At 62.7% G+C, this 14,061-nt stretch carries 13 protein-coding genes; 7 read left to right on the top strand and 6 right to left on the bottom strand.

What is annotated here, in order from left to right; translation table 11 throughout:
* Positions 1–99: 99 nt before the first annotated feature.
* The 3 genes from LAN64_09635 to LAN64_09645 all read left to right on the top strand — a co-directional run bounded on the left by LAN64_09635 (position 100) and on the right by LAN64_09645 (position 4,055).
* On the top strand, positions 100–690 hold the full coding sequence (locus tag LAN64_09635) for a hypothetical protein (protein ID MBZ5568095.1): 591 nt from the start codon (positions 100–102) through the stop codon (positions 688–690).
* 233 nt (positions 691–923) lie between these two features.
* Positions 924–3,152, top strand: a complete 2,229-nt coding sequence (locus tag LAN64_09640; protein MBZ5568096.1) for a PBP1A family penicillin-binding protein — start codon at positions 924–926, stop codon at positions 3,150–3,152.
* Positions 3,153–3,332: 180 nt separating this feature from the next.
* Complete coding sequence (locus LAN64_09645; protein ID MBZ5568097.1) at positions 3,333–4,055, top strand: PASTA domain-containing protein; 723 nt, start codon at positions 3,333–3,335, stop codon at positions 4,053–4,055.
* Positions 4,056–4,121: 66 nt separating this feature from the next.
* Here LAN64_09645 and rsmB read toward each other — a convergent pair whose 3' ends face one another.
* The 5 genes from rsmB to aroC all read right to left on the bottom strand — a co-directional run bounded on the left by rsmB (position 4,122) and on the right by aroC (position 9,006).
* Positions 4,122–5,480: a 16S rRNA (cytosine(967)-C(5))-methyltransferase RsmB gene (rsmB, locus tag LAN64_09650; GenBank protein MBZ5568098.1), complete on the bottom strand. Its 1,359-nt coding sequence runs from the start codon at positions 5,478–5,480 to the stop codon at positions 4,122–4,124.
* 51 nt (positions 5,481–5,531) lie between these two features.
* A complete protein-coding gene (gene fmt / locus LAN64_09655) occupies positions 5,532–6,518 on the bottom strand; it encodes a methionyl-tRNA formyltransferase (GenBank protein ID MBZ5568099.1) in 987 nt (328 codons plus the stop codon).
* Positions 6,519–6,607: 89 nt separating this feature from the next.
* A complete protein-coding gene (def, locus tag LAN64_09660) occupies positions 6,608–7,120 on the bottom strand; it encodes a peptide deformylase (protein MBZ5568100.1) in 513 nt (170 codons plus the stop codon).
* On the bottom strand, positions 7,117–7,830 hold the full coding sequence (locus LAN64_09665; GenBank protein MBZ5568101.1) for a hypothetical protein: 714 nt from the start codon (positions 7,828–7,830) through the stop codon (positions 7,117–7,119). The genes def and LAN64_09665 overlap by 4 nt, the downstream gene beginning before the upstream one ends.
* The gene (gene aroC, locus LAN64_09670; protein ID MBZ5568102.1) at positions 7,831–9,006 is read right to left on the bottom strand and encodes a chorismate synthase; all 1,176 of its coding nucleotides are present in this window, start codon (positions 9,004–9,006) and stop codon (positions 7,831–7,833) included.
* Between the two features lie 477 nt (positions 9,007–9,483).
* On the opposite strand from aroC, the gene LAN64_09675 reads away from it, so the two are divergent.
* On the top strand, positions 9,484–10,137 hold the full coding sequence (locus LAN64_09675) for a response regulator transcription factor (protein MBZ5568103.1): 654 nt from the start codon (positions 9,484–9,486) through the stop codon (positions 10,135–10,137).
* On the opposite strand, the gene LAN64_09680 is transcribed toward LAN64_09675, so the two are convergent.
* The gene (locus LAN64_09680) at positions 10,115–10,894 is read right to left on the bottom strand and encodes an rRNA pseudouridine synthase (protein ID MBZ5568104.1); all 780 of its coding nucleotides are present in this window, start codon (positions 10,892–10,894) and stop codon (positions 10,115–10,117) included. The two genes, LAN64_09675 and LAN64_09680, sit on opposite strands and share 23 nt — an antisense overlap.
* Before the next feature lie 69 nt (positions 10,895–10,963).
* On the opposite strand from LAN64_09680, the gene coaE reads away from it, so the two are divergent.
* The 3 genes from coaE to LAN64_09695 all read left to right on the top strand — a co-directional run bounded on the left by coaE (position 10,964) and on the right by LAN64_09695 (position 13,905).
* Positions 10,964–12,403, top strand: coding sequence for a dephospho-CoA kinase (coaE, locus tag LAN64_09685; protein ID MBZ5568105.1), 1,440 nt, complete (start codon positions 10,964–10,966; stop codon positions 12,401–12,403).
* Between the two features lie 93 nt (positions 12,404–12,496).
* Positions 12,497–13,639 carry a trypsin-like peptidase domain-containing protein gene (locus LAN64_09690; GenBank protein ID MBZ5568106.1) on the top strand — a complete coding sequence of 381 codons (1,143 nt, stop codon included), beginning with the start codon at positions 12,497–12,499 and terminating at the stop codon, positions 13,637–13,639.
* Between the two features lie 68 nt (positions 13,640–13,707).
* Complete coding sequence (locus tag LAN64_09695) at positions 13,708–13,905, top strand: MmcQ/YjbR family DNA-binding protein (GenBank protein MBZ5568107.1); 198 nt, start codon at positions 13,708–13,710, stop codon at positions 13,903–13,905.
* Positions 13,906–14,061: the final 156 nt, after the last annotated feature.

The raw sequence follows: 14,061 nt of genomic DNA on the forward strand, positions 1-14,061 counted from the left end.
GCCTTCGCCATTAAGCGGCTTTCATCCCGAGACAGCGTCCCACGTCCACCCTTTAAGCACGTCAACCGGCCGGCCCCGAGCGATACAGGAGTGAAGTGTATGAAGCGACCGCCTGCGGTACGAGCAGCCAGCCTCTGCACCGGCAAGAAGCTAGTCCTGATGGTGGTAACTCGCAGTCCCAAGAACAACCTGCGCGCCAACGTCCTGCGGAAGCACGGGCTGGAAGTGGTTTGCGCGAATCACATTGGCGACGCGCGCATGCTGTGGCACCCGGACACCTACGACTTGGTTCTGTTTGACCTGCGCCATGAAAACGGCGCCACCGAGGAGCTTTGCCGGGACATGAAGGCCGAGAGTCCGGAACAACGGATTGCGTTCCTGGTCGGGAAGCCGGAGTATCTGGCCTCGTCGCCGTCGGCCAATGAGCTCGCCGCCGATGAAGCACCCAAGCGCTACGAGGAGATCCTGCGCCAGCTCATGGCGACCGCTTGCGAGGCTTTGCCCCAGCGCGGCGGATTCCTGGAAGCGACCTGGAGAATGTCGCTGGCGCGGGCGGTCAAACCGGCGCCCATTCCGCCGACCCCGCGGGAGGTGGTTCACCCGGTCACGGCGTTGCCGGAAGTGCCGGTAAGCTTTTCGTTCGGCGATGCCGTCAGGCAGGCCGAGGCGGCCGGGGAGGTGGCTGAGTGATAAAGAGACGGGACGGCGACTGCAACAATACCAACAGGAAAGTCTTGCAACGGATGGCGTGTGGGTATGGTGCGTCCTTCCGTCTGTGCCCCGTCTTTTTCAACGGCAAGCTGATCCTCAGGGGAGGAGGGCTCGAGGATGCGGCGCGTCAGGTCGACATCGTGTGTCTGACCTAGCGTCATCCTTCTTGTTGCGGCCGTGCTATTCTGATTTCGCGCCTTCGTTGAATTTCCATGAAGCCGATTTATGACCAGCTGCCGCCGGTCGAGGTCGCCGGGACCAGGCTGGTAGGACGCGTGGTGTTCGCCCTGCTGGTGGTGGCGTCCGCGCTGATTGGGGCCTTCGGCGGGCTGCTGTTGGTTTACTCCACCGACCTGCCCGAGGTCGACGAGTTGCAACGTTATCATCCCTCGACCATCACCGAACTATATGACGACCAGGGTCGCGTGATCGGCTCATTCGCGCTGCAGCGGCGCATCCTGGTCAGCTACGAAGACTTTCCCAAGGTGCTGCGCGACGCCATCATCTCCGTCGAGGACAAGGATTTTGAAAAGCATTGGGGCGTGAATTTCTGGCGCATTCTCGGCGCCGCCTATAAGGACATTGCGCTCGGGCAGAAAGCCCAGGGCGGCTCCACGCTCACCATGCAGCTTTCGCGCAACCTGTTCCTGACGCCGGAGCGCAGCTTCCACCGCAAGATCCAGGAGATCATGCTGGCCATCCAGATCGAGCGGCGGTTCACCAAGCCACAAATCTTCGCGCTCTACGCCAACCAGATTTTTCTCGGGCACGGGGCGTACGGGTTCGAAGCCGGCTCGCAGCTTTATTTCAGCAAACATGCCAAGGACCTGACGCTGGACGAAGCGGCGCTGCTCGCCGGACTCCCGAAAGCGCCGAATTACTACTCGCCTCTGAATAACCCGGAGCGCTCGGCACGGCGGCGCAACCTGGTGCTCAACGCCATGCTGGAAGACGGAAAGATCACCGCCGAGCAGGCGGCGCGCGCCAAGTCCATGCCCATCCTGTTGCGCATCCAGAGCGACCCGAATTCGCTGGCGCCGTATTTCGTCGAGGAGGTCCGGCGCTACTTGGAGAAGAAGTACGGCGCCGACGAGGTCCACCAGGGCGGGTTGCGGGTGTACACGACGCTGAACAAGGAGATGCAGGAGGCGGCGAACAAAGCGGTCCTGGACGGGCTGGCCGCGTACGAACGCCGCCACGGATGGAAGGGGAACCTGCCCAACATGGTCGCCGCCGGGCTGGACATTGATAAGTACCAGCACGCGGACTGGGACGAGCCCCTGGCGCCGGGCAGCTACGTGCATGCGCTGGTCACTGGGGTCAAGGGGTCGTACGCAACCGTTAAGTTCGGGCGTTACACCGCCCCGATCGCGCCTGCCGACATGGCGTGGACGGCACACAAGTCGCCGGAGGAAATTCTCTCCCGCGGCGATATCGTATACGTGAAGGTGTTGTCGCTCGCCGGCACCGGCAACTCGAAAGTTTCGCTGGAACAGGATTCGGGCACGCAAGGCGCGCTGCTGGCGATTGACAATGCCAGCGGCGATATCAAGGCCATGGTCGGCGGACGCGATTACGATGAATCGAAGTTCAACCGCGCCACGCAGGCGATGCGGCAAGTGGGCTCCTCGTTCAAGCCGTACGTGTACACGGCGGCCATCGACGACGGCGCCACACCCGACGACATCATCCTGGACGCGCCGGTGACGTTCATGACCGCTTCCGGCGCTTACTCGCCGCACAATTACGACGGCAAGTTCGAGGGCAACATCACGCTGCGGCGGGCGATCGCGCAGTCGCGCAACATCCCGGCGCTGAAGACGGCGGCGAAGGTCGGCATCCACAAGGTCATCGAGTACACGCGCAAGTTCGGCATTACCTCGCCGCTGCCGCCGGTGTTGCCGCTCGCCCTGGGAGCAGCCGACCTGACGCTGATGGAGCAGGTGTCGGGGTTCACCACGTTTCCTAACGATGGCGTTCGTGTCGTACCGCGATATATTCGCAAGGTGGCCGATTACGACGGGCGGATCATGGAAGAGAACTTTCCCGACGTGAAGGACGTCATCAGCCCGCGCACGGCGCGCATCATGACCTCGCTGCTGCGCGAGGTGGTGCTGCACGGCACCGCGTTCCAGGCCAGCAAGCTCAACCATCCGCTGGCCGGCAAGACCGGCACCACCAACGACTTCACCGACGCCTGGTTCGTGGGCTTCTCTCCCTCGATCGCCTGCGGAGTGTGGGTAGGCTACGACGAAAAGAAAACCCTGGGCAAGAAAGAAACCGGGGCGCTGGCCGCGCTGCCCATCTGGATCGATTTTATGAAGGTGGCGCTCAAGGGACGCGACCAGGAAGACTTCGCCCTGCCGCCCGGCATACCGCGCAACGCCGCCGCGAAAGTGGACACGCCGGATTTTCGGCCGGGGGACGGAGAAAGCCACTAGAAAGCGCACGTGCGCTGCGGGTCGGGCATGCTCCACAGCGGCTAAAGCCGCATCCTTCCTGCGGCTTGATTTTGCACGGCTGAAGCCGCGCGCTTCCACGGTGAACCCGACACTGACGCGGGTTTGGGGTCGCAAGAGCTTGGGGAGTGTTCCGTTCCGCAGTAGAATCAAACATCCTCGATGCGCGGCTTTTTTCGATTCCTTCTGCTCGGACTGGTGCTGCTGATCGTCGCCTTGATCTCGGCTTTGACGGCGATGCGGGTTGCCATCCACGGGCGCCAAGTCGTAGTGCCGAAACTTGTGGGCCTGACGCCGCAGCAGGCCGAGCGCCTGGCGCTGCAGAACGGGCTGCTCACCGAAATCGAAAATCATTTCTACAGCACCGACGTTCCAGAGGGCCGCATCATGTCGCAGGTGCCGTACGCGGGCGAGAAGGTGCGCCGCGGATGGCGGGTGCGGCTGGCGCAAAGTCTGGGACAACAGCACGTGGAGATTCCCGACGTTGTCGGCATGAGCAGCCGCGCCGCCGAGATCAACCTGCGCCGTCGTGGACTGGAGCCGGGAGCCGCCTACGCCCATTTGCCCGACCAACCGGAAGACCAGGTGATCGCGCAAAGTCCGCCGCCGGAGGCGGTGGGCGTGGCGACGCCCAAGGTAAACCTGCTGTTTGCTTTGCCGCCGGAGCCGCGGGCGTTTGTGATGCCGAACCTGGTTGGACGGCAGCTCTCCGATGCCGTGCGCAGCATCCGGGACGCCGGGCTGAAGCTGGGCAGCGTGCACACCGCCGCCGTGGATGCCACGGCCACCAGCGGCGGCGGGCCGGCGATGGTGATCAAGCAGTTTCCCGCGGCGGGGCAGAAGATTGCGGCGGGCAGCAGCGTGACGGTGGAAGTCGCGAAATGATCAACCATGGGTGAACTCGGATCGGGAAAACCCGTCCTTTGCTTGATCCGTGTGAGTTCGAGGCGATCAGTGACCAACGTTTTCCAGGATCGCGGCGAAGAAGCCGTCGCAGGGGTGCACGCCGGAAATCGTACGCAAGTAGGGGCCGTCGAGCAGCGAGGCGATGTCCAGCCACGCCAGCTCGCGCGAGTCTAGCAACCGCTCCAACTCGCTGCGGCAATTCATCACGCGGAATTCGGACTGCGACTGCAGCGCCTCCTCGATAACCTGCGCATTTTCTTCCGACTCCAGCGAGCAAGTGGAATAGACCAGGCGCCCACGGCGGCGCACGTGCGTCATCACCGCGGCGAGGATCGCCGCCTGGCGCGCCTGCAGCTCGGCGAGATCGTCCGTGGTGAGCATCCACTTGATCTCAGGGTTGCGCGCCAGTGTTCCGGTGCCGGAGCAGGGAACGTCTGCGAGCACGCGGTCGAAGCCGCCCCAGACGGGAAGCCCGGTCGCGTCCGCGGCGATGACGGTGACGTTGGGCATGGTGGCCAATCGCTCTTGCAACAGGGCCGCCCGATGGGGATGAATGTCAGTGGCGATGATTTCCGCTTGCGGATTGCGCTCGGCAATCATGGCCGTCTTGCCGCCGGGCGCAGCGCAGCAGTCCAGCAGCCGCTCGCCGCTTCCCACCAGCAGCGCCACCAGTTGCGAGGCCTCGTCCTGGATGGCGACGCGCTTGTCGCGGAATGCCGCCGTGTGGGTCACGTCGCCTTTGACGACCCGGCGCGCCGAGCCGAGCAGCACCCCCGGCTTCAGCTCGATTCCCTCGCGATGCAATTCCTCTTCCGCGGCGGGATCGCGCAGGCGCAGCGCGGTCTCGGGTACCTGCTGGTCGAAAGCGCAGATCTTCTCCGCCGCTTCGAGCCCGTAACGTGAGGCCCATCGCTCGACCACCCACCGCGGATGCGCGTACAGCTCCGCCAAATCCACGGCGGTCTTGGGACCCAGCGAGAGCCGCGGCTCGATGAGATCGGGCTTGGCCGCCAGCTTGCGCAGCACGGCGTTGACGAACGACACCGAGTAGCGCCGCCGCGCGCGCTTTACCAGTTCGACGCTCTCGTTCACCGCGGCGCGCGCCGGCAGACGCAGAAAGCCGATCTGATATGCGCCCAGGCGGAGCGCGGTAAGCACTTCGGGATCGAGCTTGTTCATCGGCTGCGAGGAGTCGGCGGCAATTGCCAGGTCAAGCCGCGAGCGCCAACGCAGCGTGCCCATCACCAGTTCAGTGCAAAGGTTGCGGTCTTGCGGAGAGAGCTTGTCGAGGCGGTCGGAGTGCAGCAGTTCAGAGGCATACGACTGCTCCTGCTCGACGCGGAGCAGGATGTCGAACGCGGCTTCGCGCGAAGGGGAAGGCATCGTGAGGGAGAAGTCAACCACGGATTTCCACGGATCGACACGGATAAAAACAAGGGAAAAACTGATCCGCGTTCATCCTTGGGAATCCGTGGTCAATTTGTCTACCGATCCGAGGTGCTCCCCGGTTTTCGGATGATACCCGTGCACAAAATCCCGCGCCGGCATGCGCTTCTTGCCTTCCGGCTGCACGATTAACAATTCCAGCGCGGTGCGCTCGCCGCACGCGACGAATAACCGGTCCTTGTCCACTCTTAGCTCGCCGGGCTCGTGCGCTGACTCCTGACTCCCGACTCCCGACTCCCCCACCGGCCGCGCCTCCCACACATGCAAAATCCGCCCGCGGAACGTGGTGTACGCGCCCGGCCAGGGCTGAAATCCGCGCAGGCGGTTCCAGATTTCGCGCGCCCTGCGCCGGAAATCAATCAGGCCGTCTTCTTTCTTGAGGATCGGCGCCAGCGACGCTTGCGAATTGTCTTGCTTGCGCGGCGTGATTGTACCCGCCTTGAGACCGGGCAGCGTCTCGACCATCAGCTTGGCGCCAATCTCCGCCAGCCGCGGCGCCAGTGTTTCGGCCGTGTCTTCCGGCGGAATAGGCAGCTCGCGCTGCAGCAAGATGTCGCCCGTGTCGAGGCCGGCGTCGATCTGCATGGTGGTTATTCCGGTGACAGTCTCGCCCATCGCGATGGCCCACTGCACCGGCGCGGCGCCACGATATTTCGGCAGCAGCGAGCCGTGCAGGTTGATGTTGCCCAGTGGCGGCAGGTCAATCATCCACTGCGGAATGATCCGCCCGTAGCCGACCACCACAATCGCCTCGGGCTTGATCTGCTCCAGCTGAGCACGAAATTCCAGATTGTTCTTGATCTTGTCCGGCTGCGTGACTTCGATGCCCAGCTTCTGGGCGAGCTGCTTCACCGGCGGCACGGCGATTTCCATGCCGCGTCCGCTGGGCCGATCGGGCTGGGTGACCACCAGGCGCACGCGGAATCCGGCGGCGTTGACCAGCGCCTGCAGCGTGGGCACGGCGAATTGCGGGGTACCGCAGAAGATTACGTCCATTTTGGCAATTGGGTAATTGGGTAATTTGGAGAGGTTCGACCAGCGGCATCAACTTGCAATTACTAAAAACCAAATTACGAAATTACCAACTACTTCCATTCCCCCTGCTTGATCAGCTTGCGCACCTTGCGCTTGATCAGGTCGCGCTTGAGCGCCGAAATGTGCGCGATGTAGAGCTTCCCGTTCAGGTGGTCGGTCTCGTGCTGGAGCGCGCGCGCCAGCAGGTCCTCGCCGGTTTTTTCGAACCAGTTGCCCTTGGCGTCCTGCGCACGAACCGTCACCACGCGAGGCCGGGTGACGTTCTCGCGAAACTCGGGCAGGCTGAGGCACCCTTCCTGCTGGGTGTGCCGCCCCTCGGTGCGGATGATCTCCGGATTGATCAGCACCAGCCTGGCGTTCGGGTCCTCTTTGAAGGTGATATCAATCACGGCGATGCGCCTGGAAATGCCGATCTGCGGCGCGGCCAGCCCGACGCCGCGCGCCGCGTACATGGATTCGAACATGTCGTCGAGCAGCTTCTGCAGCTCGTCGTCGAAGACCGTGACCGTCGCCGCCGGCTTGTCCAGTACCGGGTCGCCTAACTTCACGATCGGGTAAATCATTGTTTCGCTTCCGACGAGGGGTGGGATCGCCAGTCGATGGGACAGTACGCATTTCCATCCCGGATTGAGCAGGTGTAGGTATACCCGTCTGGTTGAAGGTCGATCCGAGCGCCTGGGTGTGAGGTGTCCGGGTCAAAGTAACGAACACCAACGATCTTCTCGACACCCGGTGTGCCAGTTGGCACGGGGCAGGGATCAGCCTTGAGCAGACGGTCATCAAAAACGCGATTAGTCCCGGGGGTGTTGTCTTGCCACTCCGAACCGTCGGCGAAAACCACCTTGGTAACTGCGACCTGCACATGAATGTATGCAGCGTGAAGAGTCTCGAAGTCTTTCACAAACGCACTTGGTGGGACAGTCTCCCGCGCGATCTCCGTTGCTTTTGGTCGCAACGCTGTGGACTCCAACCTCGAACCGCTAAGAAATCCCGGTTGCAGAGTGTCGCTTTGCGTGGGGCACCCTGGCGGTACTGTAACGACATAGACGATCATAAATCCCGCGACAGCTTTGTTCGTTTCGTTGCGCACTTTGACCCTCGGTCCATCATAGGGGCGCTCGACCGGCGAGAGGAGCTCCACAATATGAACAGGGGCGTTGGGAATTCGGACTATGTTGACCTTGAACGTCACCTTTTGGGGAGATTGAGCGAAAAGTGGAATAGCAACGATCGTGAAGAGGATTGTAAAGACAACGTTGATTCTCATATTCATTCAATAGCGCCTTAGTTGCTCGATGTAGGCTTCATAGTTTCTTCTTGTTTCGCCCATCGAATCTCCGCCGAATTTCTCCACCGCGCAGCGCGTCAGGGTGAGCGCGACCATCGCCTCCGCCGCCACGCCCGCCGCCGGCACCACGCACACGTCGGAGCGCTCGTACGCCGCGCTCACCGGCTGGCGAGTTTCGAAATCCACCGATTGCAGCGAACGCCGCAGCGTCGAGATCGGCTTCAGATATCCGCGCACGACAATGTCCTCGCCGTTCGACACGCCGCCTTCCAGGCCGCCGGCGCGGTTTGCCGTCCGCGTGAAGCCAGTGAACGCGCCGCCTTTCCCTACATAGCCGATTTCATCGTGGACGGCGGAGCCCATAGCGCCCGCGGCCGCAATCCCGCTGCCGATCTCGACTGCCTTCACCGCCTGCAGCGACATTACTGCCTGGGCCAGCAGCCCGTCCAGGCGCTCGTCCCAGTTGGCGTAGGTGCCCAGGCCCGGCGGCACATTGTGGGCGCATACTTCGAACACGCCGCCGACCGTATCGCGGGCCTCGGTCGCCTTGTCCACCTCCGCTTTCATCCGCGGTTCCACTTCGGCATCGGCGCAGTTGAGCAGGACGTCTTCGCGCGCCTGAAGCTGCGCCAGTTCTTCCCACTTCACCTCGCGTCCGACTGCCACCGCGCCCACCGCCACCACGTGACTCAACACTTCCATCCCAAGTTCCCGCAAAAACAACTTCGCCACCGCTCCCGCCGCCACGCGCGCCGCGGTTTCCCGGGCCGACGAGCGTTCCAGCACGAAGCGCGCTTCCGGAAAGTTGTACTTCAGCGCGCCCGCCAAGTCGGCGTGTCCCGGACGAGGCGATGCGACACGCTTATGCTTCGCGGGATCGCCTTCGCCCACCGGCAGCGATTCCTGCCAGTTGTTCCAGTCCTTGTTCTCGAGCAGGATGGCGATCGGCGAACCGATGGTCTTCCCCTGGCGCACGCCGGACAAGATGCGCGCCGTGTCGCGCTCGATCTTCATGCGCCCGCCGCGGCCGTAACCCTGCTGCCGCCGCCATAACTCGCGGTCGAGGAACTCCTGCTTGACGCCGACGCCAGCCGGCACTCCCGACACCAATGCGACCAACGCCTCTCCGTGCGACTCCCCGGCGGTGAAAAAGCGGAACATGGAAGTAAGGGATTAAACCACAAGTAAGTCGCCAGACCCGAATCCACGCGCGTCGCACAGTTACCAACTAAATAACTCTTCCCGCGGCTTTGACGCAGTCACCGTGAAGAAGCACCATGTTCGGCGGCGGCCGGCGATGGTCATCAGAAGATCGCAGGAGGCTTATTGGTTCTCGACACTCGGTTTTGGGTTTGGGTTTCCGGTCTTCTGATTGCTGGGACATGGACGCTGATCGGCGGGCGTGAAAGAAGGTGACGGAGCCTGTCCTGAGCGGAGCGCGGGAACTGTGCCTGTAACCCGCTTCTCCTTCATGACTTTAAGTCGTGGTCGTCAGACGTTCGCACGACCGCCATCGGCCGACGACCACTGACTAAATGTCGGTGCACCGGGTAGAAATTGCACGCCCGGTTGCGCAAGGGACTCAGAATTGCATACAGCGTCTTATGGGACAGTTGCAGGTAGCGACCAATGGCTAAGATCAAATGTTTGCTCGTGGACGATCACACCCTCCTCCGGCAAGGGGTCCGCCGCCTTCTAGAGGGCGAATCGGATTTCGACGTTGTGGGCGAATCGCCCGATGCCGGGGACGCCGTGGAAAAAGCGCGCGAGCTTCGTCCCGATGTCGTGCTCATGGACATCGGGATGCCCGGCCTGTCGCCGTTCGAGGCGGCGCGCCAGATCCGCAAGAACCGGCCCGAAACCAAGCTCCTGTTCCTCACGATGTACGAGGACGACGAGTACCTAGCGCAATGCCTGGAAGTGGGCGCCACCGGCTACGTGCTGAAAGACACGCCCGCGCCGCAACTGGTCAGTGCTGTACGCGATGTTTACAAGGGCGGCAATCACCTCGGCGAGCAGGTGCTCGGCAAGCTGGTCGACTTCCGCGCCCGCGTGCGCGACGCCAAAATGCGCCCGCGCATTTCCACTCTGACCCCGCGCGAGCGCGAGATTCTCAAGCTGCTCGCCGAGGGCAACTCGGTGAAGGAAATTGCGGTGCTACTCGACCTGAGCGTGAAAACCGTCGAGGCGCACAAATTCAACCTCATGCGCAAACTCGATATCCACAACAAGGCGCAACTGGTCACTTACGCGATCCAGAAGAACATCATCAAAATCTCCGTGAACCAGTAGGTTGATTTGGCGTCCGCGTGATCCCCATCGCCCGGTCCAATGATTCCTTCTCCTGGCGCGTCAACCTCCGCGCCGTTCCCTTCCTTAACTCGCCCAACTCCAGCGGCCCGATGCGGACCCGGATCAGCCGCAACACGGTCACGCCCAGCCCCTCCAGAATGCGCCGGATCTGACGGTTCCTGCCCTCGTCCAGCACCACCTCCAGCCAGGAGTTGCGCCGGCTGTGGCGAACCACGGAGACGCGCTTCAGGCGCAATCGCTCTCCGTCGCTCTCGACGCCGGCCAGCATCTTCTCCAACAGCTTCTCGTCCGCCAGAGCACCGATGCGAACATGGTAGGTCTTCTCCAGGTGCGACTCCGGCGCCGTGATCCGCGCCGCCCACTCGGAGTCATTGGTCATCAGCAGTAGCCCTTCGCTCGCCTTGTCTAACCGGCCGACCGGCGCGACCCACGGCAATCCCGGTGGCAGGCACGCGTACACCGTTTGGCGCCGCTGCTCGTCGGAGGCCGTCGTCACCATGGTGCGCGGTTTGTTCAGCACCAGGTAAACTTTTTCCTTCGCGGTGAGCCGCCTGCCATCTATCGTGACGCGATCTTTCTCCAGCCTGACCGGCGACTCCGGGTCGCGCCGCAGCCTGCCGTTCAGGCACACTCGCCCGGCCCGAATTATCTCTGCGGCGTGCGAGCGGGAGCAGTACCCGAGCTTCGAGATCGCCCGCGCCAGTCCTACACGCCGTTCTCGCCGTTGTGGCTTCATGTGCTCTGGCGCCTACCGCCTAAAGTACAATGTCTTGCAACCTTTATCTTCAATTGTCTGTGAGGAATCATGGCTGCCAGAATCCTGGACGGCGAAAAGATCGCCGCCGCCATCAAGTCCGAGGTCGGAGAAGACGTGAAAGCAATGACCGCCGCCGGAGTTCATCCCGGGCTAGCGGTCATCCTGGTGGGCAACAATCCCGCGTCGGAAATTTACGTGCGCGGCAAGGTAAAGTCATGCGAGGCGCTGGGCATTTACAGCGAGAAGCACACGCCGCCCGACACCTGCGGCACCGACGAACTGCTGGCGCTGGTGCACGACCTCAACTCGCGCGCGGAGATTGACGGTATCCTGGTTCAGCTTCCGCTGCCCCAGCAAGTGGACGCCAAGCGCGTGCTGATGGCGGTCGATCCCGCCAAGGACGTGGATGGCTTCCACCCGATGAACGTCGGGTTCCTGTCGACGCAGCGCCCGGGGCTGACGCCGTGCACGCCCGCCGGGATCATCGAGATCCTGCGTCGCAGCGACATCCCGATCATCGGCGCAGAAGCGGTGGTGGTGGGGCGCAGCGACATCGTCGGCAAGCCCACGGCGATGCTGCTCACCAACCATCACGCCACGGTTACGATCTGCCATTCCAAGACGCGCGACCTGCCGGGCGTCTGCCGCCGTGCCGACATCCTGGTGTGCGCCATGGGCCGCACCGGCATGATCGACCAGGATTATGTTCGTGCGGGCGCAACCGTGATTGACGTGGGCATGAACAAGATCACCGACCGCGCCGAGTTCGAGAAGTTTTTCAAGGGCAACGAAAAGCGCGAGAAGACGTTCGCCGAAAAAGGCTCGACGCTGATCGGTGACGTGGCCCCGCACGTGGCCGAAATTGCCGGCGCGATCACGCCAGTACCCGGCGGCGTGGCGTGCGGCAAGTCCACGGTCGGAGAAATCTTTGTCGCGCACGGGGCCCATCTCATCAAGGCCGACGAGATCGCGCACCAGCTCATGCGGCCGGGGCAACCGGTGTACGAGAAAATCCTGCGACATTTCGGGCGCGACATCGTGCATCAGGACGGGACCATCGACCGGCAGAAGCTGGCACAGGCGGCCTTTGGCGGCGGCCGCGTCGAAGAGCTGAATCGGCTGGTGCATCCGGCCGTGATCGCCCACCAGGACCGGTGGATGGAAGAAGAGGGCGCGCGGCATCGCGACGTGGTGGTGATGGTAGAAGCGGCGCTGATCCTCGAAGCCGGGGTGCAGAAGCGCTTCGACAAAATCGTCATGGTCACCTGCCGGGCGGAGCAGAAAGTTTCGCGCTTTGCCGCGCGTCAAGGCATCTCAAAAGAAGCCGCGCGGCAGGAAGTGGAGCGGCGTCAGGCGGCGCAGCGGTCGGACGAGGAGAAGATCCGTGCCGCGGATTACGTGATCGACAACTCCGGTGCGATGGCGGAAACGGAGCGCCAGGTGGACGTGGTGTTTCGCGAACTGAAGCAGTTAGCCATTAGCCATTAGCGGTTGGCCATTGGCCGTCGGCCGTCGCATCGGCGATCACGGGGATGGCTGGAACTGAACAACGAAAGGCTAAGAGCTAATGGCTGGTGTTCGATGAGAGGAATACGCGTACTGCTTCTCGCTCTCGTAATCGTGGGCGCGTTTTATTTCTACACGACTTCGCACCACGAGCCGATGTTGCCCACGCATTGGTTCGGCGGCAACGCCGGCAAGCTGGAACTCACCGAAGCGGCCGGGCCGGAGCAACTCGATCCCGAGGAGCAGGTCAACGTCACCGTCTACAAGAAGGGCGTGCCTTCGGTGGTCAACATCAAGTCGCGCTCGGTGTCGTTTAACTTCTTCTACGGCGTGGTGCCGGAGGAAGGCCAGGGCTCGGGCTTCATCCTCGACAAAGACGGGCATATCCTCACCAACTTTCACGTCATCGCCAACGCCCGGCAGGTCGAGGTTACCTTGCATAACCGCAAGACCTACAAGGCTGACCTGATCGGCGTGGATCGTGCGCATGACCTGGCGGTCATCCAGATCCACGGCGGCGGATTTGCCCCGGCCACGCTGGGGGACTCGCGCGGGCTGCAGGTGGGGCAGAAAGTGTTCGCCATCGGCAACCCGTTCGGGCTGAGCGGCACCATGACGCGCGGCATCGTCAGTTCCATCCGCTCGGTGCAGGAGCCGGGAGGCGCCAGCATTGACGAGGCCATTCAGACCGATGCCGCCATCAATCCCGGCAACTCCGGCGGCCCACTGCTGAATTCCAGGGGAGAGGTGATCGGCATCAACACCCTGATCGCTTCCAGCGTGGGGCAGAGCGCCGGCATCGGTTTCGCCATCCCGATCAACACGGCAAAGGCGGTCCTCAATGACCTGGTGACGCTGGGGCGGGTGCGGCGTCCAGCCCTGGGCGTGCACACCATCCCGATCGGGCCGGAATTGGCGGCGCAACTCAACCTGCCCGCCGATAACGGGCTGTTGATTAACGACGTGATTCCCGGCAGCGCGGCGGAACATGCCGGCTTACGCGGCGGCACCGAGCGCGCCTACCTGGGGAACATGCCGATCATGATCGGCGGCGACCTGATCGTCGCCATCGACGGCCAGGCGGTGGAAGACCAGCGGGAGCTGTCGCAGGTTATGAATAATCACCGCGCCGGCGATACCGTGACGGTCACCATTTTCCGCGGGCAGAAGAAGATGGAGGTGAAGGTGACGCTGGGGGAGGCGCGGGAGCAAGCGTAGTTCCGAGTTGCGAGTTCCAAGTTGCGAGCGGTCGATCACTCGCAAATCGAAACTCGGAACTTGCAACGATGAACCTCGATTCTCTCCGTCAGCTCTGCCTCTCGTTCCCCGGCGCCACTGAAGGTCTGCAATGGGGCGAGTGCCTGCTGTTCCGCGTGGCGAACAAGATTTTCGTGAATGTCACGCTGGCCGACACGCCGCCACGGATCTGGGTGAAGTGCACTCCGGAGCGCTTCTGGAGACCGTCAGCGCAAGCCCAGCAATAGTCCCGGCTAGAACGACCATGGCAGTCTTGAACGACTCATGTTTCCTCTTTCCCGCTTGGACGGGCGGAAGCCCGATTAGTTACAGTTGGGATCGTAATTCCATAAGGAACCGTGGGTACTGATCTAATTCCACTCAGTACCGAACCGTGGGTAGTG

The organism is Terriglobia bacterium (genome assembly GCA_020073185.1).
GTDB lineage: Bacteria > Acidobacteriota > Terriglobia > Terriglobales > Acidobacteriaceae > JAIQGF01.

What these genes read in the sequence shown, in the direction of transcription:
- LAN64_09635 (MBZ5568095.1), top strand. Translation starts at nt 100, where the DNA reads ATGAAGCGACCGCCTGCGGTACGAGCAGCCAGCCTCTGCACCGGCAAG.
- LAN64_09640 (MBZ5568096.1), top strand. Translation starts at nt 924, where the DNA reads ATGAAGCCGATTTATGACCAGCTGCCGCCGGTCGAGGTCGCCGGGACC.
- LAN64_09645 (MBZ5568097.1), top strand. Translation starts at nt 3,333, where the DNA reads ATGCGCGGCTTTTTTCGATTCCTTCTGCTCGGACTGGTGCTGCTGATC.
- fmt (MBZ5568099.1), bottom strand. Translation starts at nt 6,518, where the DNA reads ATGGACGTAATCTTCTGCGGTACCCCGCAATTCGCCGTGCCCACGCTG.
- def (MBZ5568100.1), bottom strand. Translation starts at nt 7,120, where the DNA reads ATGATTTACCCGATCGTGAAGTTAGGCGACCCGGTACTGGACAAGCCG.
- LAN64_09665 (MBZ5568101.1), bottom strand. Translation starts at nt 7,830, where the DNA reads ATGAATATGAGAATCAACGTTGTCTTTACAATCCTCTTCACGATCGTT.
- aroC (MBZ5568102.1), bottom strand. Translation starts at nt 9,006, where the DNA reads ATGTTCCGCTTTTTCACCGCCGGGGAGTCGCACGGAGAGGCGTTGGTC.
- LAN64_09680 (MBZ5568104.1), bottom strand. Translation starts at nt 10,894, where the DNA reads ATGAAGCCACAACGGCGAGAACGGCGTGTAGGACTGGCGCGGGCGATC.
- coaE (MBZ5568105.1), top strand. Translation starts at nt 10,964, where the DNA reads ATGGCTGCCAGAATCCTGGACGGCGAAAAGATCGCCGCCGCCATCAAG.
- LAN64_09690 (MBZ5568106.1), top strand. Translation starts at nt 12,497, where the DNA reads ATGAGAGGAATACGCGTACTGCTTCTCGCTCTCGTAATCGTGGGCGCG.
- LAN64_09695 (MBZ5568107.1), top strand. Translation starts at nt 13,708, where the DNA reads ATGAACCTCGATTCTCTCCGTCAGCTCTGCCTCTCGTTCCCCGGCGCC.